The organism is Peptoniphilus sp. BV3AC2 (genome assembly GCF_000478945.1).
Taxonomy (GTDB): domain Bacteria; phylum Bacillota; class Clostridia; order Tissierellales; family Peptoniphilaceae; genus Peptoniphilus_B; species Peptoniphilus_B duerdenii.
The window spans coordinates 1-20,681 of record NZ_AWXD01000026.1 but is presented as its reverse complement, the minus strand read 5'-3'; the positions used below and the strand labels follow the sequence as shown (position 1 = coordinate 20,681).

16 protein-coding genes and 1 CRISPR repeat array are annotated in these 20,681 nt (G+C 32.2%); all 16 genes read right to left on the bottom strand.

Translation table 11 applies throughout. The features are described from left to right. Window positions 1-137 precede the first annotated feature (137 nt). The 16 genes from tkt to HMPREF1252_RS05650 all read right to left on the bottom strand — a co-directional run bounded on the left by tkt (window position 138) and on the right by HMPREF1252_RS05650 (window position 19,914). Window positions 138-2,087, bottom strand: a complete 1,950-nt coding sequence (tkt, locus tag HMPREF1252_RS05720; protein WP_023059807.1) for a transketolase — start codon at window positions 2,085-2,087, stop codon at window positions 138-140. Then, on the bottom strand, window positions 2,084-2,854 hold the full coding sequence (locus HMPREF1252_RS05715) for a WecB/TagA/CpsF family glycosyltransferase (RefSeq protein WP_023059880.1): 771 nt from the start codon (window positions 2,852-2,854) through the stop codon (window positions 2,084-2,086). Before HMPREF1252_RS05715 ends, tkt begins: the two co-directional genes overlap by 4 nt. Before the next feature lie 4 nt (window positions 2,855-2,858). Continuing rightward, window positions 2,859-3,953, bottom strand: coding sequence for a polysaccharide pyruvyl transferase CsaB (gene csaB / locus HMPREF1252_RS05710; protein WP_023059923.1), 1,095 nt, complete (start codon window positions 3,951-3,953; stop codon window positions 2,859-2,861). Then, window positions 3,943-6,024, bottom strand: a complete 2,082-nt coding sequence (locus HMPREF1252_RS05705) for a DUF5693 family protein (protein WP_023059825.1) — start codon at window positions 6,022-6,024, stop codon at window positions 3,943-3,945. Before HMPREF1252_RS05705 ends, csaB begins: the two co-directional genes overlap by 11 nt. Before the next feature lie 223 nt (window positions 6,025-6,247). Next, window positions 6,248-6,391, bottom strand: coding sequence for a hypothetical protein (locus HMPREF1252_RS09745; protein ID WP_023059821.1), 144 nt, complete (start codon window positions 6,389-6,391; stop codon window positions 6,248-6,250). 125 nt (window positions 6,392-6,516) lie between these two features. Next, window positions 6,517-7,761, bottom strand: a complete 1,245-nt coding sequence (locus HMPREF1252_RS05700) for an FprA family A-type flavoprotein (RefSeq protein ID WP_036746999.1) — start codon at window positions 7,759-7,761, stop codon at window positions 6,517-6,519. A 23-nt stretch (window positions 7,762-7,784) separates the two neighbouring features. Then, window positions 7,785-9,722, bottom strand: a complete 1,938-nt coding sequence (locus tag HMPREF1252_RS09595; RefSeq protein ID WP_081695940.1) for an acyl-CoA dehydrogenase family protein — start codon at window positions 9,720-9,722, stop codon at window positions 7,785-7,787. Window positions 9,723-10,246: 524 nt separating this feature from the next. After that, window positions 10,247-10,897, bottom strand: coding sequence for an ATPase AAA (locus HMPREF1252_RS05690; RefSeq protein WP_023059913.1), 651 nt, complete (start codon window positions 10,895-10,897; stop codon window positions 10,247-10,249). Between the two features lies 1 nt (window position 10,898). Then, window positions 10,899-11,135, bottom strand: coding sequence for a hypothetical protein (locus HMPREF1252_RS05685; protein ID WP_023059868.1), 237 nt, complete (start codon window positions 11,133-11,135; stop codon window positions 10,899-10,901). Continuing rightward, window positions 11,132-12,439 (bottom strand): AAA family ATPase, encoded by a 1,308-nt coding sequence (locus HMPREF1252_RS09310; RefSeq protein ID WP_023059888.1) that lies wholly within the window; start codon window positions 12,437-12,439, stop codon window positions 11,132-11,134. Before HMPREF1252_RS09310 ends, HMPREF1252_RS05685 begins: the two co-directional genes overlap by 4 nt. After that, window positions 12,436-13,416, bottom strand: coding sequence for a metallophosphoesterase (locus tag HMPREF1252_RS05675; RefSeq protein WP_023059858.1), 981 nt, complete (start codon window positions 13,414-13,416; stop codon window positions 12,436-12,438). The genes HMPREF1252_RS09310 and HMPREF1252_RS05675 overlap by 4 nt, the downstream gene beginning before the upstream one ends. After that, the gene (recA, locus tag HMPREF1252_RS05670) at window positions 13,416-14,483 is read right to left on the bottom strand and encodes a recombinase RecA (protein ID WP_023059790.1); all 1,068 of its coding nucleotides are present in this window, start codon (window positions 14,481-14,483) and stop codon (window positions 13,416-13,418) included. Before recA ends, HMPREF1252_RS05675 begins: the two co-directional genes overlap by 1 nt. Window position 14,484: 1 nt before the next feature. Beyond that, entirely contained in the window at window positions 14,485-15,690 is a 1,206-nt protein-coding gene (locus HMPREF1252_RS05665) for a CinA family nicotinamide mononucleotide deamidase-related protein (RefSeq protein WP_023059769.1), read from the bottom strand. Beyond that, the gene (pgsA, locus tag HMPREF1252_RS05660) at window positions 15,677-16,210 is read right to left on the bottom strand and encodes a CDP-diacylglycerol--glycerol-3-phosphate 3-phosphatidyltransferase (RefSeq protein ID WP_023059855.1); all 534 of its coding nucleotides are present in this window, start codon (window positions 16,208-16,210) and stop codon (window positions 15,677-15,679) included. The genes HMPREF1252_RS05665 and pgsA overlap by 14 nt, the downstream gene beginning before the upstream one ends. Further along, window positions 16,194-17,528, bottom strand: a complete 1,335-nt coding sequence (rimO, locus tag HMPREF1252_RS05655; protein ID WP_023059912.1) for a 30S ribosomal protein S12 methylthiotransferase RimO — start codon at window positions 17,526-17,528, stop codon at window positions 16,194-16,196. The genes pgsA and rimO overlap by 17 nt, the downstream gene beginning before the upstream one ends. Then, a complete protein-coding gene (locus tag HMPREF1252_RS05650; RefSeq protein WP_023059801.1) occupies window positions 17,521-19,914 on the bottom strand; it encodes a DNA translocase FtsK 4TM domain-containing protein in 2,394 nt (797 codons plus the stop codon). The genes rimO and HMPREF1252_RS05650 overlap by 8 nt, the downstream gene beginning before the upstream one ends. Window positions 19,915-20,229: 315 nt before the next feature. Next, a CRISPR array of direct repeats spans window positions 20,230-20,681; the repeat unit is 28 nt; unit sequence GGATCACCCCTGCGTGTGCAGGAACATT.

Sequence of the window (20,681 nt, the reverse complement as noted above, 5' to 3'; positions counted from 1 at the left end):
TCAATTTATAGTTTAGTTAAGACACAATAAAAAAACCTCCGAAATATATTTTATGTGTTTTTCAAATACATAAATTACAGGAGGTTTTTTAAAAATTTTATTTAATTAGTTTTATAAATCTACTAAGAAATTTATAATTATAATTTTTCTAATTCTTCTCTAATTCTAGATGAAGTTATTCTAAAGTATTCAAACACTTCTGGTCCTGGACCGCTCATTCCAAAACTTTCCATTCCTATAGAAACTCCTTTGAGCCCTACATACTTTGCCCATCCAAATGTTGACGCTGCTTCTACAGAAATTCTCTTTTCAATGTTTGAAGGTAGAACTTCTTCTCTATACTCAGAAGGTTGTGCTTCAAATAGTTCCATTGATGGCATTGATACCACTCTTACACCTTTTAAGCCTTCTGCTGCTTCTAGTGCTATTGAAACTTCAGAACCAGATGCTATAACTACCTTTTCTAGTTCGCCTTCTTCTTTTTTAATTACATATGCACCTTTACAAGCATTTATACTTGAATTTAATCTCTTTAGCTTTTGTCTTGTAAGTATTAAACATACAGGAGTTGATGTTGAATTCATCGCAACTTTCCAAGCTACTGCAGTTTCAAATCCGTCTGCTGGACGAAATACAATCATATTAGGGATTGATCTTAGCATCGGAATTTGGTCTACTGGTTGATGTGTAGGTCCATCTTCTCCCACACCTATAGAATCGTGGGTCAATACAAATATATTTGGAAGCATTTGAAGTGACGCAAGTCTAAGAGCCGGTTTCATATAATCTGAAAATACTAAGAATGTTCCACAGTAGGATCTGAGTCCTCCGTGAAGTAAAATTCCGTTAGTTATAGCTCCCATTGCGTGTTCTCTAATTCCAAAATTAATATTGTTTCCAAGTCTGTCTTCTGCACTAAAATTGCTTGAATTATTCATGTGAGTGTTATTAGATGGAGCAAGGTCAGCTGATCCTCCAAATAGATAGTTAACTTTATTTGCAATTCTATTTATAATTTCTCCAGAATTTGCACGAGTTGCCAAGTCTTTATCAAAAGAATAGAATTCTTCTTCATTTAAAAAGGCTTCCTTCTTCTTATTTTCATAAACATCCATTAGATTTTTATAGTCTTCTGGATATTTTTCCTTATATAACTGTTCTACTCTCTTCCAACCTTCATAGATAATCTTTTTATTTTCAATATGGCTTTTTATATTTTCATATACATCTTCATCTACATGGAATGGTTCTTCGCTGTATCCAAAGTATTCTTTAGTTGCTTTTAGATTGTCTGCTCCAAGAGGAGAACCATGTGCCTTGCTAGAATTTGCTACTGGAGAACCATAACCAATCTTTGTGTTTATCTTAATAAGTGTTGGATGAGGATCTTTTTTAGCTGAGTTGATGGCTTCATTTATTTCCATTAGATTATTTCCATCGGAAACTTCTCTAGTGCACCAGCCACAAGCTTCAAATTTTTTAACTACATCTTCTCTAAATGCTAAGTCAGTAGAGCCTTCAATGGTTATTTTATTTGAATCATAAAGAACGATTAATTTATTTAGATTTAATGTACCAGCTAAAGAAATAGCTTCTAGTGCTACCCCTTCCATGAGATCGCCATCGCCACAAACAGCATAGGTATAATGGTCGATTAATTTTAAATCATCTTTATTATACATTGCTGCTAGATGTTCTTCTGCCATCGCCATACCAACTGCCATAGCTATACCTTGTCCTAGTGGACCAGTGGTACATTCCACCCCATTGGTATGCTTATATTCTGGATGACCAGGAGTAAGTGAATCTACTTGTCTAAATGCCTTTAAATCATCAATAGTAAGTCCAAATCCAAAGAGATGGAGTAATGAATATAACATTGCGCTTCCATGGCCTGCTGAAAGCACAAATCTATCTCTATTTATCCATTTTTGATCATCTGGATTTATTGACAAATGGTTTGCCCATAACTCATAAGTAAAAGCTGCCGCTCCTAATGGTAAACCTGGATGACCTGAGTTTGCCTTTTCTATTGCATCTACTGATAACATTCGAACTGCATTTATTGAACGTTCTTCTAAATTCATATATCCTCCTCTACTTTTACAGAATCTCTATTTTTTAAAATTTCAAAAATAAATTTTGGAATTGCAACCTGCCTCTTAATTCTAGATGGCTCTTTTAGTAATCTATAGAACCATTCCAGATGTAGCTTTATGAATATTTCCGGGGCTCTTTTCATGTTCCCCGCCAAAATATCCATAACTCCACCGTTTCCAATTATAATCTTGGAATTTAATTTATCTTTATATTCATTTATAAACATCTCTTGCTTAGGAAATCCAAGTCCTAGAAATATTATATCAGGCTTAAGAGAATTAATCTCCTCAATAATTTCTAATTCTTCTGGATCGCCTTTCATACTACGGTGTATCCCTTTGAAATATCCGTGATGATGTCCTACAATATTTATATTTTCATAATCTTTTTTGATTTTTTCTTCAGCCTTATCTGTAACACCTGGCTTTCCACCCAACATGTACAGAGAACCGCCACTTTTATTTAAAATCTTTAAAAGTTCCATAGAGACATCATATCCGGTTACCCTTTCTTTAAGAGGATGTCCTCTCATCTTAGATCCATAGATAAGACCAATTCCATCTGGAATTACAAGATCTGCTCCATTTATAATATCTCTTAGTTCTTCATCATCCTTTGCTGCCATTACTATTTCAGTATTTGGAGTTATTATTGAATGATTCTTGTCTTCTTTTAAAAATCTATTCGCTATATTTATGGCTTCTTGGAAATCTATATTAAATATTTTGACTCCAAAAATGTCTACATATTCCATTCTATCACCTAATAAATTCATATAAATTTTCAGCAGATTCTTTAGCTATTTTTCTTAAATGTTCCACGTCTTGTTGAAGTTTTTTATTAAGATTATCTATACTGTCTAAAGAAAATAAAATTTCATTAGCCACTTTTTCTCCTTCAAAATCTTCAACGTAGTATGATTGATTTCTACCTAATTCTTTCATAAACCCATCTATCTTTGGGTCGTATGAAATTCCAATTGGATAAGCACCCATAAGGGTTGCAAATATTAAACCGTGTAACCTCATAGAGAGGTATATATCCATATTACCAACCAGTGAAAGATATCCATCTACATGTAGATATTTATCAACTAAATAAATATTTTTATAATCATCTTTTAGTCTATCATAAATCTTAGTTAAAATATCAAGATCCACATGGTAGTAAAACGGAATTAAAAACACATCTACATCTGGCTGTTCCTCAAGAATTATTTTTAGAAGTTTAACACTTTCTTCAATCGTTCTTTCACCACAGTCTTTCCAATTTATAATAGTAACACCAAGTTTTTTAGAATCTCTTTTAGAATAATTCTCTACTATTCCTAGCCCCTCTTTTAAAGAAGGTTTGTTTATTCCAAAAACAGTATCTGTAGTTACAATAATATCTTTATTTATGCCAATCTTTCTAAGATAATCATAGCTATTGTTATCTCTTACATTTATATAGTCAACTCTGTTTAGAATAAACTTAGTAAGCCTACGATTAAATCTACCTTTAATTGGGCCTATTCCCTGGCTATAGATAATTGTTTTCTTACCCATTATAATCGCCATGAAAAGAATCATTAGATAGTAAATAATTGATTTTGAAGAAGTCACATCTTGCAAGAGACTTCCTCCGCCACTTAGTAGTACATCGCAATTTTTAATTTCTTTTAAAAGTTGAAATATATTTGACCTATTGGCAGAATCTACAGAATACTTCTTAGTGGTCCATTCTGGGTTTTTTGATAGCACTTTTAATTTTAAATTGTAAGTCTGTAATGAATCTATAAGCCCTTTTAAGATAGCTTCATCACCTATGTTGTTATAGCCATAATAGCCCGATAAAAGCACTTTAATTGGCAAATCTATCGTATCCTTTCAATGCGAATTTGTATATTAATACGAATAAAATAGCTACAGGAATGCAGACTATATATTCGATTGCGATTCTTTGGAATGAAACCAAAATTGGTGTTCTAATATGTGAAAAAGTATTTACAATGTCAGCTTGACCGATTGCAATAAGAATAGTCAAGAATATTTCCAAAAATCTTCCACGTTTTTTATATGCCAAGTAGATCAATAAAACTACAGCTGGATATCCTAAGAATATCGCTTTTGTTCTAGGTCTTACTGGAAGAGTATTTTCAAGGAAGTTTCTAAATCTTAATTCAGCTCCTGGAACCTTTACATTTGTATTTCCGCCTCTTAGAAGAAGTAGAGCAAGAACTCCTAGTGCTACAACTCCCATCATCGCATGCCAAAACTTAACATTCATATTTAAGAATTTACCAACTTCATGAATGTCTAGTCTTTCTTCTACCTTATCTCTTGAGACACCAATATAGTATAAAAATACTACTAGTGATAGAAGAATTGGCATTATTTGACTGATCTTAACTCCTCTAAATATTATAAGTTCTAGCATATCTCTAGTTGAAGCTAAGAATGAAACTTCATAAAGAGCACCTACCATAGTTATAATGACAGAAACTAAAAGAATTATCATTCCCTTTATAAATATTTGTGCATCAGAAATTTTATTGGTATCTATATTTTTTCTATTTCTATAGTTATTATAATTTTTAAGCACATAACATGTTGCAAGTGTAGGAAGAATTATTATTGCTCCTAAATTGTAAAGACTTGCACCAAAACCTGTCATCTTACCAAGTCCAAAGAATAGAATTGCCGGCATTATTCCAAGTATAAATAATATTATTTTTAATATAAAACTTATGTTAAATAATATTCCAAGGAAAATAACCGCAGCTGCACTTACTCCAAAAGCAGCAGGAAGTTTCATAAATGATCTAGGTGACCATTCATTCATAGGTACTGCCGTCCCGTGACTAAAACCAATCTTTTCCATTCTATCAACTGTCATCTTTACTACATTTTCATAAGCAGCTACATCTGTTATAGCTCTATCATCTTTTACGAATGGTTTAAGCATTATAGAAGCAATGTTTCTCTCACTAATTGCTCTAAAGTAGACATTTGAAATTTCTTCACCATTTTGATGTCCTGGAATTCCATAGTCAAATTCTCTTTGTATATAATCCCAAGTAGTAAACATTCTAAGTTTTCTTACATCTTCTCTATTGACAATTGGTTCTTGACCAAGTAATTTTAAACTGCCTCTTTGAGTAGATGATTCTATAACTGCTATCCCAAGATTTCTTTTGTTTAGTTCATCTACAAATTTGCCAACTATGCCATCTTCTGTTTCCATGAAGGCTTCTCCACCAGCAAAAGTTAAATAATTTACTCTTTCTTCTACTGATTTATTTTTATAGAGTTCATCGTAAGCTTTAAAGTATCTATCGATTACAAACTTTTGATCTTGGTAAAAATTATTTACCATAGGACGTAGTAAAATTTTTGCGTTAGCAGGAATATTTTCTAAATATGTTTTATAGAATCCTAGACCAATATATTCAATATATGAATGAGGTTCTCCTCTACTGCCAGCTGGATAACCAAAAATATCAATTCCTTTATCTCTAAATTTAACCAAATCCTTAGGTAATGTTTCTATTTTTAAACTGCCATCTTTTGTATATTCAACACTTCTATTATCTTTTAAAGATTTTAGTCCCTCTTTTACAAATTCAATTATATCTTTATCTCCAGAAACATATAAATATCCATTGTCAATTTTAGTTTTTATATTTATCTCTGGATCTTCCTCTAAAGAATTGATAGTGCTTTCGCTAAGAGCGATGACATTTGCTCCTGCATCTACAATTTTTTGTAAAAACTCATCACTATCTCCATATAAATAACCAAGAGTTTTAAATTCATTATAATCAGCTACTATATCAAAATTTTTGTAAGCTTTTTCAATCTCTATTCTCTTCTTTACAAAATAAAATGAGAATAATGCCGCCAAAGCCATTATTATTATAAAAATATTATTATTCTTTTTCATGTCCTCTCCTTTTTTCCTACATTTTATTATACTATGAAAAAAATTTTTTGGGTAGATATGTATTTCACCTAGCTATTGGTAAGATCAAACACAAATATTTTTCCTATAACTAAACGAGGAATTTAAAATATATTGCACAAAATAAAACGTATAATATTATAAGCTTATTATACGTTTAGTAATTTAAATTTTATTTAATTATTTTTATCATTCTTAATTGCGCCTAATTTCCAAAATATTTTAAAATAAAATAAATTGCTAGGAGTAATATTACAGAATAAGCTCCAATTCTAAATTCTTTTTCAGCCTTTTCCTTATCGAACTTAGGCATTTTATTTTTTCCATTTTTTAAATTCTTCTTACTCATCTCTCCTCCTATGTTTTGAATATAAGTCTATTATACATCTTTAAAATTTACTTTGTCTCTAGTGTTTTAAAAATTATATCACCATATGTAAAAAGAGACCCATTAAGGGTCTCTCAAATTTTATTTTATTCAGCAAGCTTAGCTTTAAGTTCTTGAGTGTTCTTAATTGATTCTATTAGTGAGTCAGCTAGCGCTTCCATATCGTTCTTGTTTGCGATATTTAATGAAGTATTGATTGTAACTCTTTCACCTAGAACATCTATAAGCTTCATGTTTTCGTTTAGATAATCTTCAATTTTATCTCCTACTGTACATGCCCAAGTACCGTTTTCAATGATACCAACTGTTCTGTTTTGTAGATTTAGAGCAGCCATGTCAGCAATGAAATTCTTCATTGGAGGATAAATTCCAAGGTTATAAGTTACAGAAGCTAAAACGATGTGTGAATATTGGAAAGCTTTAGCAATTAGGTATGATACGTGAGTTTTTGAAACGTCAAATACTTCTACTTTTGTCATTCCTTTTTGTACTAAGTCGTTTGCTAATTCTTGTGCAGCTCTTTCTGTATTTCCATACATTGAACCGTAAACAATTAGTACACCGTAATCTTCTGGTTCATATTTAGACCATTTGTCATATTTGTCTATAATATATCCGAAATTGTTTCTCCAAACAAGTCCGTGAAGTGAACAGATATATTTAACTTGTGGTAGAAGTGGTCCAGCTTTTTTAAGAACATCTTGGATGAATGGTCCGTACTTACCTACGATATTAGTTAGGTATCTACGTCCTTCATCTAGCCAATCTCTATCCCAATCAACTTCGTCATTGAATAGTTTTCCATCAAGAGCCTTGAATGATCCAAATCCGTCTGCTGTGAATAGAACTCCATTATAAGTGTCAAATGACATTATAACTTCTGGCCAGTGAACCATAGGAGCTTCGATGAATGCTAGTGTATGTTTACCGAAACTTCTAGTATCGCCTTCTTTAACTATTTCTATATTTTCATCTGGAATCTTGTATCCAATTTGTCTCATTATATCAAAAGCTTGTTCGCTTGATATAATCTTACATTTTGGATATCTTAGAAGTACTTCTTCTATAGCTCCACAGTGGTCTGGTTCCATGTGGTGAATTAGAAGGTAATCTAGTGGTCTTCCATTAAGAACTTCTCTTACTCTTTCTAGATAATCTCTAGCTATTGACCAATCTACAGAGTCTACTAATACAGTCTTTTCATCTAATAGAAGATAAGAGTTGTATGATACTCCGTCTGGTATTGGGAACATATTTTCAAATAATTCTATTCTTTTATCGTTACCGCCTACATAGTATAGGTCTTCAGCAACTTCTCTAATTTTGTACATTGACATAGTAAAAAACCTCCTAATTACTTTCTATCAGCTGGGAAATCAGCTTCTATAAATTCAGATTTTTCAGTTTGACAATCTGGGCATACCCAATCATCTGGTAGTCTGTCAAATACTGTACCTGGATCAATTTCACCTTCTGGATCGCCTAGATCAGGATCATATTCATATCCACATCCTGGGCAAACATATACGCCTGCTGTTGGTGCAAGTTTTCTAGGTTTTGATCTTCTAACTTTCTTCATAGGTGGAGCTGGTTTCTTTTCTCCAGTTCCTAGTGCTTCTGCAAGAAGTGGCATGATTTCGAACATATCTCCAACTATACCATAGTCAGCATTTTTAAATATTGGAGCTCCTGCATTTTTATTAATTGCAACTATTGTAGATGCATCTTTAATACCCTTTAAGTGTTGGCTTGCTCCAGATACACCTAGTGCAATATATAGGTTTCCTCTGAATTTTTGTCCTGACATACCAACATATCTTTCAAGTGGTAATAGTTTCATGTTTTCAGCTACTGGTCTTGAAGATCCTAGAGCTGCTCCTGCTGCTTTTGCAACTTTACGAGCTAGTTCTAATCCTTTTTCATTTCCAACACCTTTACCAACTGAAACTACTCTTTCAGCATCTCCAATAGGAGTGTTTATATCTATACCAACTGAGAAGTCGTATCCGTCTTTCTTAAGATTTTTTACTAATATATCAACAGCTTCTTTTGCTGTGTCAGCTTTAATTATTTCTCTTTTTCTTTCTCCAGTTATAGGTCCTTGTTTTTTGCCTGGAGCTACAGCTTTAGATCCACCGCCACGTTTAGGCATTTTCCCTATTATATGAGAAGCTATAACAACTCTTTGAATTTCGTTAGTTCCTTCATAGATTGTAGTGATCTTAGCATCTCTGTACATTCTTTCAACGTCCATGCCCTTTAGGTATCCGTTTCCACCATGGATTTGAAGTGCATCATTTACTACTTCTAGAGCGATATCAGATGCATACATCTTAGCCATTGCAGATTCCATACCATAGTTTTCATGGTTAGTCTTCATTTCTGCTGCAGAGTAAATCAAGAATCTTGCGCAACGTAGTTTAGTTGCCATATCAGCAAGTTTAAATGAAATAGCTTGTTGTTGAGCAATTGGTCTACCAAATTGAATTCTTTCTTTTGCGTATTTAAGAGCAGCTTCATAAGCTCCTTGTGCAATACCTAGTGCTTGAGCAGCGATTCCTATACGTCCACCGTCAAGAGTTTGCATTGCGATTCTAAATCCTTGTCCTTCTTGTCCAAGTAAGTTTTCTTTTGGAACCTTTACATTGTTGAATTGAAGTTCTGCAGTTGATGATGATCTAATACCTAATTTATCGTAATGATCTCCAAATGTGAATCCTTCCCATCCTTTTTCAACAATAAATGCAGATATTCCGTGAGTACCAATTCCAGGAGTAGTTACTGCAAACACTACATAATAGTCAGCTTTTGGAGCGTTTGTGATGAATATTTTATTACCATTAAGAATGTAATAATCTCCATCCAATTCTGCTACTGTTTCAGTTCCACCAGCATCAGATCCTGCTTCTGGTTCAGTAAGACCGAAAGCACCTATTTTTTCACCTTTTGCAAGTGGTACTAAATATTTTTGTTTTTGTTCTTCTGTACCAAATGCTTCGATTGGATAAGAACCTAGTGAAGTATGAGCACTTAGTATAACTCCTACACCACCGTCAACTCTTGAAAGTTCTTCTACAGCTATTGCATAAGAAATAGCATCCAATCCAGCTCCGCCATATTTCTTTTCATATGGTAGACCCATCCATCCGTGTTCACCCATCATTTTAACGATTTCATCTGGGAATTCGTTGTTTTGATCAAGTGAAAATGCTATTGGCTTAACTTCTGCTTCTGCAAATTCTCTTACAGCTTTACGTAAAGCTTCATGTTGTTCTGTTGTTTTAAATAACATTGATTTACCCCCTTCATCTTTATGAGCATTTATACCTTTTTCAGTAGATTTTTCAAAAGTTTTGTTATTTTTATTATCTTTTCTTTCTTTTTCTACATTTTTGATACTGTTATTTTTCCCTTTATTAGTATTTTGAGAATTTTGATGCTCATTTTTTGTCATTTCCTTCTTGTTAGACGCTTGTTTAACATCTGCATTTTTGTCTTTAATGTCGGTCAGTTTCGTTCTTTCGTCTTTATTGTTTTCTTCTTTCGGATGCTCTTCATTTTTAAAATTCTTTTTATTAGGCTTCCTTCTTTTAAAGATACTCAGACTACTCACCTCCAAATAAAATTATAGGAAAGGTTTTCCATTCAAAGAAATAAAAAACTTGTTTCAAACTATACCTTTATAGTATCCTATATCGACTTGTATGTCAATACCTTAAAAGTGGATTAAAGTATTAATTGGTATTTCATTTCTTTTTTATTTATACCCGTAACTTTTGGAAAATATCAGGATTTTTATAAGTTAAAACTTAATTATTAATTGTTAGATTCCTCTATACTATCAGAAATTTTTGAAATTCCATTTCTTATGCTTACAGTTTGAGAACTATCAGAAATTTCTTTTAAATATTCATTATGTGTCACCATTATGATTTGCATATCTAGGCTCCTTGAGAGCTCTCTTAAGAATTCCCCTAGGTTAAAAATATAGTCATTACTTACATGTTTTCCTGGTTCATCCAATATTAGTGGACCTGATGATCTTCTTTTCATCTGGGTGATAAACGATATCCTAAGAGCCATAGAAACTATATCTACTACTCCTCCACCTCTAGAATCCTCTGGTTTTGTCTTTATTTCTAAATCATCATATCTATTTACTACATAAAATTCGCAGGAAGGAACCCCAGATTTTTCTTGTAATTCGATTTTAAATTCCATATCTGTTTCAAATACATATTGTAGAAATCTTGTCACCACTATTTCTATCTGTGATATCGCCTGTTTTCTCGCATATTCAGAAGTATTTTTTAACAAGATTTGTGTTTTATTTACGAGGTCTAAGTATTCTTCTTGAGATTTTAAATCTTTATTTAGTTCAGAAATCCTATCTTCTAGCGACTCTTTCTTTGCCTTTTGAAGTAGAACATAATTTGAGTACTCTCTTATTCTTGTATTTAGATCCATTTTAAATATCCTTAGGAAGTAGGCTGTTAGCTTCTTCTAGTAGCGAATTTATCTCTATTTTAAGTGAATTTATTTCACTTTCTAAATTCTTTGGATCTACTCCCAAGTTTTTTACTTGTTCAAGATATTCTTTTCTGTTATTTTCTATACTTTCTAGAGCTGCTTCAGCTTTTACCTTCATAGTGCTTGCAGTATTTAATTTTTCTTTTAATTTTTTTAGTTCTTCTTCGTAATTCATATTTCACCTCTTAAGTGGTCAAGTATATTCTGTCTGCTTTCATTTCCAATTTTAGAATAGCAGAATGGGCAGTAATCAAGTTTTTTATATATTTCTTCATACTTTAAAAGTATATTTTCTTCTTCCTTATCTATGGATTTTAATTCGGAGTTAATTCTTAAAATTTCATTATTTAAATTTTTTAAATTAATACCTATTTCTTCAAGAATACTTAGTTTTCTATTTAAAGAATCAAGTTTTGTGTATGTTTCTTTTGCTCTTTCAACGTCTTTGAAGTTTTTAATGTATATGTTTCCATTACTAATTCTTTCATCAAAAATTTTGATTTCTTTGTAATATCTATAGAATGTTTGTAATTTTCTAAATTTTTCTTCTAATTCTTTGTATTTTTCTATACTCTTATCTAAATTTACTAAATTATCTATAACTTTCTTATTCTTTTCTAAATCATCTTTACTTTTAACAAGCTTTGAGTGTGCGTTTTTAAGTAAATTTAATTTAAGCCCTATATGTTCTAGTTTTTCAAATATAATTTTTACATTCTCTAATTCTTTAAACTTTTCTATAATAGCTTTTTGCTCTTCTATAGATTTTTTAATCTTAGAAAGACCATCATAAAGGAAAGAAAGTTTATTAAGTTTATCTTCTTTTTCAAAGAGAGCTTTTTGAATTTCTATTAGTCTATTTAACTTATTTTCATCTTCTTCTAAGAATGAAAATCCCTCAAGTTCTTTCTCTAGTTTTTCTTTCTCTTCTTTCTTTTCTCTTAAAATTCCATTTAATTTTAATGTATCTCTTCTAGTATTTGTAATGGCTATATCTAAGATATCTACTCCTATTAATTTACCAATCTCCGCTGCTTTTTGACCAGGACTTAGTGATAATAAAAACGGTCCTTCAAGTTGATCTTGTATATAGAGAATTTGACTGTTTTGACCTATTGAGTCTTTAAATATTTCTGTTTGATCAATTATTTCTTGTGGTACTTCTCCACCAAACCCTTCATACCTTGTAACTTCTCCCAGTAGATTTTTAAATTCATATACATTTTTATTACCGTTTCTAGCTCTTTTAAGTACAGTGTCGTCAGAAAATGTTATTTCAACAGATGTATCCTTTTCTCCGATTCTAACAAAATAATCTCCCCTTGGTTCATTGTATAAAGCCCATTTAATAGCTCTTATTACCGCTGTCTTTCCGCTATCACTTCTACCAAGAATTACATTTAAACCTTCTCCGAAATCTAAAATAGAGTCGGCATGAGATTGGAAATTTATCAAGTGAACTTTTTTTATATATTTCATTTGCTTTCTAACTCAGCCTCCCCTATTCTTTTTATTGCTTCTTCTCTGACTTTTTCCGGAAGATTATTTTCTTTTGCTATTTCGGAAATCATGTCGAATATATTTAATTTATTTAAATTTAAATTTGAACTTACCATATCACTAAAAGCTAAATCTCTACTCCTCTTGGACTTAAAGTTTTCCATTACGCTTCTATCTAAGACTAACTCTCCGTCCAGTGCAGATTTTAAATAGATTTCTTTTAGTTTTATTTCATCTGTCAGTTCTATTATTACAACTTTTGGTTTTCTCTTTATTTCAAGCATAGAATTTGAAAGTCTTACCATGGCTCCTGGATTTATAAAGTATTTCTTATGTCCATCTTCCTCATGACAAACTGTTTTGAAGCCTAGATGGTAATGTCCACAAAGAGTAATGTCTGCATCCGTTGTGTATAAATCTTCAACTGTTGTATAATCTACAGTGTTTACAAATGATTTATCGATTATAAATCCATGGGTCATATGAATTCTATAGTCGTAATCTTTCTCTTCTTCTTTTACCAAGTATCTCTTCATATTTTCTTTAAGATCCATTCCATACTTATATGGAGTCCCGGTAAGTTTAACTACTACATCTTTTTTTAAATAGATATCTTTTCCATTTACTAAATTTAAAACTTTTAAATCGCAAAGAAGTCCCATAACAGTCCTATTTAGCGTATCAGGATTGTGACCATATATGTCATGGTTTCCACTAACAATATATATTGGAGCTGGTGCCTCTTTAAAAATCTTAGCAAAAGTTGATACAACAGATATAGCTATGTCCGGACGGTCAAAGAGATCGCCTCCATGAAAGATATAATCCACATCCTCCATTCTTGCGATCTCCATAACTTCTTCCGTCTTCTTTACTTGTGTTTCTAAAAAGTTATCCAATCTGTTTTGAGGATTGGTACCTCTATAGTGGGTGTCAGTAAAGTAAAGAATTTTCATTATTCTAAGAATCCTTGATCTATATCTTCTTCTTTTACTTCTTTTGAATCCACTTCAGCTTCTTCTTTTGGTTTTAATGTTTCTCTAATTTTAGCTTCTATTTCATCTGCAATATTTTTATTTTGTTCTAGGAAGGCTTTTGCGTTTTCTCTTCCTTGACCTAATTTTTCTTCACCATAGCTATACCATGAACCTGATTTTTCAACAAATCCATAGTCAACCCCCATGTCAATTAATATTCCAGATCTGGAAATTCCTTTTCCGTACATGATATCGAATTCAACTTGTTTAAATGGAGGAGCGACTTTATTTTTAGCAACTTTTACTCTTACTCTGTTACCTATCATGTCGTCCCCTTGTTTTAAGGTCTCAATCTTTCTAATATCAAGCCTTACAGAAGAATAGAATCTAAGCGCACGTCCACCTGTAGTAGTTTCTGGATTTCCAAATACTACACCGATTTTTTCACGAAGTTGGTTAATAAAGATTACAGATGTTTGAGATTTATGAATAGCACCTGTGAATTTTCTAAGTGCCTGAGACATAAGTCTTGCATGTCTTCCGACCATCGCATCTCCCATTTCACCATCGATTTCTGCCTTAGGTGTTAATGCTGCTACTGAGTCTATAATGATTACTGAAACTGCGTTTGATCTAATCAAGTGTTCTGCAATTTCTAAAGCTTGTTCTCCTGAATCTGGTTGTGAAATAATAAGGTTCTTTTCATCAACCCCAAGAGCTCTAGCATATTGTGGATCTAGTGCATGTTCAGCGTCAATAAAAGCTGCTATTCCACCCATTTTTTGAGCTTCAGCTACTATGTGAAGTGCAAGGGTTGTCTTACCAGAACTTTCTGGTCCATATATTTCTATTATTCTTCCCTTTGGTATCCCACCAATTCCAAGTGCTACATCCAGGCTTAGAGATCCTGTTGGAATAGATTCTATATCTAGCTTTGAGTTTTCACCAAGAAGCATTACTGCTCCCTTACCAAATTGCTTTTCAATCTTAGTTACAGCTGTCTCTAAGGCTTTTTGTTTTTCTTTGTTTTCTAAATTTAAATCCATATTAACCTCCAATTATTAAAAGTATACGTGATAATATGCTTGTGGTGGAACTGCTTTGAATATTTTCTCTTGATCCACTGAAATTAAACGACAAATCTTCTATCTCATCTCTGTATTTAATAGAGGAATAAACCGTTCCTACATCTTTTACACTCGGTATAGGACCTGCTTCTCCAGTTACGGAGACTACAATGTCTGCTCCCGTAATCTTTTCTAGTGCTTCGACCATACTTCTTGCAGTTTCCTTACTAACTACAGAGTATTTTTCTATTATATTTTTATCGACGCCAAGTTTTATCTTTGCCTCGTTAGAATATGTTACATAAGATTCTTTTAAGACATTTGAACTACCAGGTACAGATGTAATGCTTGAAGCGAGTCTACCTCCAGTTATACTTTCCATAAAAGAAATCTTTAAACCCTTATCTATAAGCCTTTTAACTATGGCTTCTTCTAATGAGTTTTCTTCAAATGTAAATCCCTTAAATTCATTTTTTATAAGATTCATGCAAGTTTCAAACTTTGTTTTATCTTTTGAATATGAGATTGCATCAATCTCTGTGAATGCGCCTTTCGCATAGGTATTAACTGTTATATCTCCATCTATTCCAAGATTTCTAAGTCTTACCTCTATAGGTGATTCTCCTAAGGCGTGTACATTTATTTTTTCTGAATAAAAAACTTCCCTTTCCAAATATTTATCGAAATATTCATCCACTAAGAAATGAAATTCTCTAGGTGGCCCAGGTAGTAAATAGTATTTTGTACCATTTTCTTCTAATATTTCACCTGGCGCTATGCCGACTAAATTATTTAAAACAGTAGAATTTTCTAGCACCATTATCTGTTTTTTAGAAGATTTAGTAAGTTTTCTATTTCTGCCTTTATAATATTTTTCCAAGTTTAATAGACTCTCTCTATGTTCGGTTAAATTTCTTCCCAAGTATTTTGCAAGTATTTCCTTGGTTAAATCATCTTCTGTAGGCCCAAGACCTCCTATTAAAAATATATGGCTTGCTCTTTTAGATGCTACTTTTATCGCTTCTGTTACATCAAATTCATTATCGCCTATATTTGTTTGGTACTTTATTATATATCCTCTATCAAATAAATATTTCGCTAAATATGCACCATTTGTGTTAACAGTAAATCCTCTTAAGACTTCATCTCCAACGGAAATAATCTCTACTATATTAGATGTTTTCAAGATCGAGTACCCCTTTATTCCTTACAATATAATCTACTCCTGATAGAATCGTAAAGAATACTGAAATATAATAAAGTATTATTCCGATTTTAACTAATGGAGTGTAGTTTAAGAGAATAAGAATGATTCCAACCATTTGAGTTGCTGTCTTTATCTTTCCAAGAGGACCTGCTGCAATTGTTATATTTTCAGATGCAGCTATTACTCTAAATCCTGTAATTGCAAATTCTCTAGCAATTATTACTATTACAGTCCATCCTGGGATGAGTCCAAGTTCTGAAAGAAGTATTATGGCACTTGCCACCAAGATTTTATCTGCTAATGGATCTGCAAACTTGCCAAAAGTAGTTACAAGTCCATTCTTTCTTGCTAAATATCCGTCTAAAAAATCTGTGAAAGATGCAGCTACAAATATAATTGTAGCTATCATTCTGTAATTATCTCCAGGAAGATACATAAATAGTACAAACACCGGTACCAGTATCATTCTCATAAAAGTCAATTTATTTGCTATATTCATTATAAACTCCCAATAATTCGTATTCTTGGCTATCTTCTATAAATACTTTGACAAAACTTCCTATCTCAAGCTCTCTATCCGATGTAAATATGACTTCTGTGTCAATTTCAGGAGCGTCATACTCTGATCTTCCAATATAAGTTTTGTCATCGGCTTTTTCCTCAATTAAAACTTCTAAAACTTTGCCAACTTTTGAATTCAAAAGCTCTTCAGAAATTCCCATCTGTTCCATCATAAGTCTTTCAAACCTATCTTGCTTTATGTCTTCTGAAATCTGTCCTTCTAAGTTAGCTGCCGGAGTTCCTTCTTCTTTTGAATATGTGAATGCTCCAACTCTATCTAATTTTGCAAAATTAATAAATTCCAAAAGCTCCTTGAAATCTTCATCAGTTTCACCTGGAAAACCAACTATAAATGTGGTTCTAATTACCATTCCATCAATTTCTGATCTAAGGGTTTTTATAAGATTTTTGATATCTTCTTTGTTGGTTCTTCTGTTCATCCTCTTTAAAACATTATCTGAAACATGTTGAAGAGGGATATCTGCATATTTTACAAGCTTTTTATTGTTTTTAAATTCATCTACCAATTCTTTTGTGAAATGGTCTGGATAAAGGTACATTACCCTTATCCATTTTAAATTTTCAATCTTTTCCAGTTCATGTAGAAGCTTTGCAAGACTATATTCACCATATAAATCAATTCCATAGTCGGTGGTATTTTGTGCTATTAAAATTACTTCTCTAGTTCCATTTTTAACTAGGTATTTGACTTCGTCTACGATGTTTTCTAGCTTTCTAGATCTATTCTTTCCTTTTAGTTTAGGAATTATACAATAGGTACAGAAATTATCACAGCCTTCAGATATTTTTACATATTCTGTGATATTTATATCTTGTTTTGATTTTAAATTTCCTTCTAAATATTCTGAATTTATATCTCCAATAAAAACAGGCTTCTTGCCTTCTAAAGAAAGATCTATAACTTCATTTATTTTATTTAAATGTCCAGTTCCGATTATCCCATCGATTTCTGGTATCTCTTTCATAAGTTCGTTTGAGTACCTCTCTGCAAGACACCCGGCAAGGATAAGACTTTTTAATTTTTTATTTTCTTTATAAGAAGCTACTTCTAATGTCATATCTATAGATTCTTCTTTTGCAGACTCTATAAATCCGCAGGTGTTAACTATGATTACATCTGCATCGTCAACATTGTTTGTTGCTTCTGATTTCTTGTCATCCAAAATGGTGTTCATAAGATCCGTATCAACGTCATTCTTTGAACATCCAAGGGTGATAAAGTATACTTTATTCATTTCTTTCTCCCAGATATTTCTCTATTTCCTCAGGTGACATAATAATCGTTCTAGGTTTAGAGCCTTCATGCGGCCCGATTATTCCAGCTTCTTCCATTTGATCTACAATTCTTGCCGCTCTAGAATATCCTACCTTAAGTTTTCTTTGTAAGAATGATATAGAAGCCTGTTCATCTGTTAAAATATATCTTACCGCCTCTTCAAAAAGCGGATCTTTGTCTTTTATCTCTTCTGTTTTCTTCTCTATTTCATCAAGTAAGTTTTCTTTCTTCTCAGTCATTTGACTAGCGTTATTGCCTTTTACGAAGTCTATTACTCTTTCCACTTCTTCATCAGAAATAAATGCACCCTGAATCCTCTTTGGTTTAGAATAATAGCCTGGGTAGAACATCATATCTCCCTTTCCTAGAAGTTTTTCAGCTCCACCTATATCAAGTATAGTTCTTGAGTCTACCGATGATGAAACCGCAAATGCAATTCTTGAAGGAATATTTGCTTTTATAGTTCCTGTTATTACATCAACAGATGGTCTTTGTGTTGCAATTATAAGATATATACCTGCCGCCCTTGCCATTTGAGCAAGTCTTGCAATATAATCTTCAACTTCTTGTCCAGATACCATCATAAGGTCTGCAAGTTCGTCTACAATTACAACTATTCTAGGGAATTCTTTTTCTCCCTGACTCTTCATCTTCTTGTTATAACCTTTTATGTCTCTTACAGAATTTTCCGCAAAGGCTTGGTATCTCTTTTCCATTTCTTGAACAGCCCAATTAAGAGCATATTGAGCCTTCTTAGGATTTGTAACTACTGGTATAAGTAGATGCGGAATACCATTATAAATTGAAAGCTCAACTACTTTCGGGTCGATTAGTACAAGCTTTACATCCTCTGGCGAACTCTTATAAATAATTGACGTTATAATCGTATTTATGCATACAGATTTACCAGATCCTGTCGCACCCGCAATTAATAGGTGAGGCATCTTGTCAATGGTACTAATTATATTCTTGCCCATTACGTCCTTCCCTAAAGCTAAAGGAAGATGAGAGTTCAATTCTTTAAATTCATCTGACTCTATAAGTTCTCTAACAGTTACTGCCGCTTTAGTTTTGTTTGGAACTTCGATACCTACTACAGATTTGCCTGGAATTGGTGCTTCTATTCTAATATCAGAACTTGCAAGTGATAATGCCAAGTTGTCAGAAAGAGAAACAATCTTTGAAAGCCTAACTCCAGGAGATGGTTCAAGTTCATAGGAAGTTATAACAGGTCCTTTATTTATAGCTACAATTTTTGATTCAATGCCGAAGTTTTCCATAGTTTCTTCTATTATTTTTTTATTTTTTAGAATCTCACTATTGTCACCACGTTCATTTTCTATATTGTCAAGAAGTTCTATTGGAGGAGCAGTATATACATATTCTTCCTCCATGGACTTTTCTATATCCTTACTTAACTCCTCTTCTTCTTTTTCATCTTCAATAATCTCATCATAGGTTTGAAGTTTAGTCTTTCTAGATTTAGTTTCTACTTTTTCTTTTGATTCTTCTACACAAGATTCATTCTCTTTAATGCAGTTTTCTTTATTAACCGAATTAATAACTTCATTTGTATTTTGATCATATACATTTATAAGTAATTCATCATCTGAATCATCTTCAAAATCATTTTCTATAATTTCTAAAGAAGGTTCGTCTTCATTATCTTTTTCAATTTTTGACTTCTTCTTAGAAATTTTCTTATCCTTAATATCTTTATTCTTTTCCTTTTCTTCCTTAGCTAAAGCTCTTTCGTTTTTCATTTCAACGATTTTTTCTTTTAAATTTACAAAACTTTCTTTTGTATTTTTAGAAAAATCTAAGATAAATTCTTTAGCCTTATGAGGATCAAATCTAATTAAGTATAGTATGGTTCCAATAGCAAGGATACTTATAACAATTGATGTGCCAACCACACCAAGTGCCTTGTAAAGGAAAAACCCTAAAGAAGCACCTATTACTCCTCCACCTTTACCAACTGTTGCATACTCTTTAGAAAAATGAATTCTTTCGATAAGAGTGTAGTCTCCACTTTTATCCGTGTCTAAAAGAATAATAAGACACACAAATAAAATAAGTGAACACACAAAATGTTTTAAAAAATTTTCTCTAAGCGATTTAAAACTTAGACTAGTTCCTAGAAACATAAAAATTAGTGGAACTACTAAATTCGCTCTACCCGCTAAATTTGTATTTAATTTATATAAAAAATTGCCGATAAATCCCATTTTGTCAGAAAAAATACTCACAAATGACATAAGTCCAATGAATATAAGAACTGCTCCTACAATTTCCGGTCTTATAGTTTTTGGTTTAGATTTAGTTTTTGCTCTTCTCTTTTTCAAAATTACACCTCAAGTAAATTATAACATATTTATGGCTTATTTTTCTTATAAATACCTTAGAACAAATCGTGTTTTTATTAAGATATGTATATTTAATTCATTATTATAAATAAGCAAAAAATAAAAAGAGTTTTAAATTACAACTATTTTATATAATATGAAAGTTTAAAAAAATATGAATGTTAATTTATTAAAATTAGATATTAATTTATTAATAATTAAATATTTTTTAATATATTATAGTCTAATTAAATTAAGGTTACATTGTCTATGTAGGAAACTTGTTCATAATAGAATCCGCAACAAATTATGTCTAGGATCACCCCTGCGTGTGCAGGAACATTCTGAATATGGCAATAGTAGACAGTTTATGTAAGGATCACCCCTGCGTGTGCAGGAACATTTTTCATATTTCCTCCTCTACCATGCACTAATGGGGATCACCCCTGCGTGTGCAGGAACATTCTTCTCACTTCCTTTACTTAGATTTGTCTCCAAGGATCACCCCTGCGTGTGCAGGAACATTTACCTGGGTTAAGAGCCGCCATGTCTTCCGCCAGGATCACCCCTGCGTGTGCAGGAACATTGCTGTACATAGTGCCGTCTTTTCTAAGTATTGGGATCACCCCTGCGTGTGCAGGAGCATTAAGTTTTGGTTAAAAATGCAACGGAGTTAAATAGGATCACCCCTGCGTGTGCAGGAACATTGCTGTACATAGTGCCGTCTTTTCTAAGTTTGGGATCACCCCTGCGTGTGCAGGAGCATT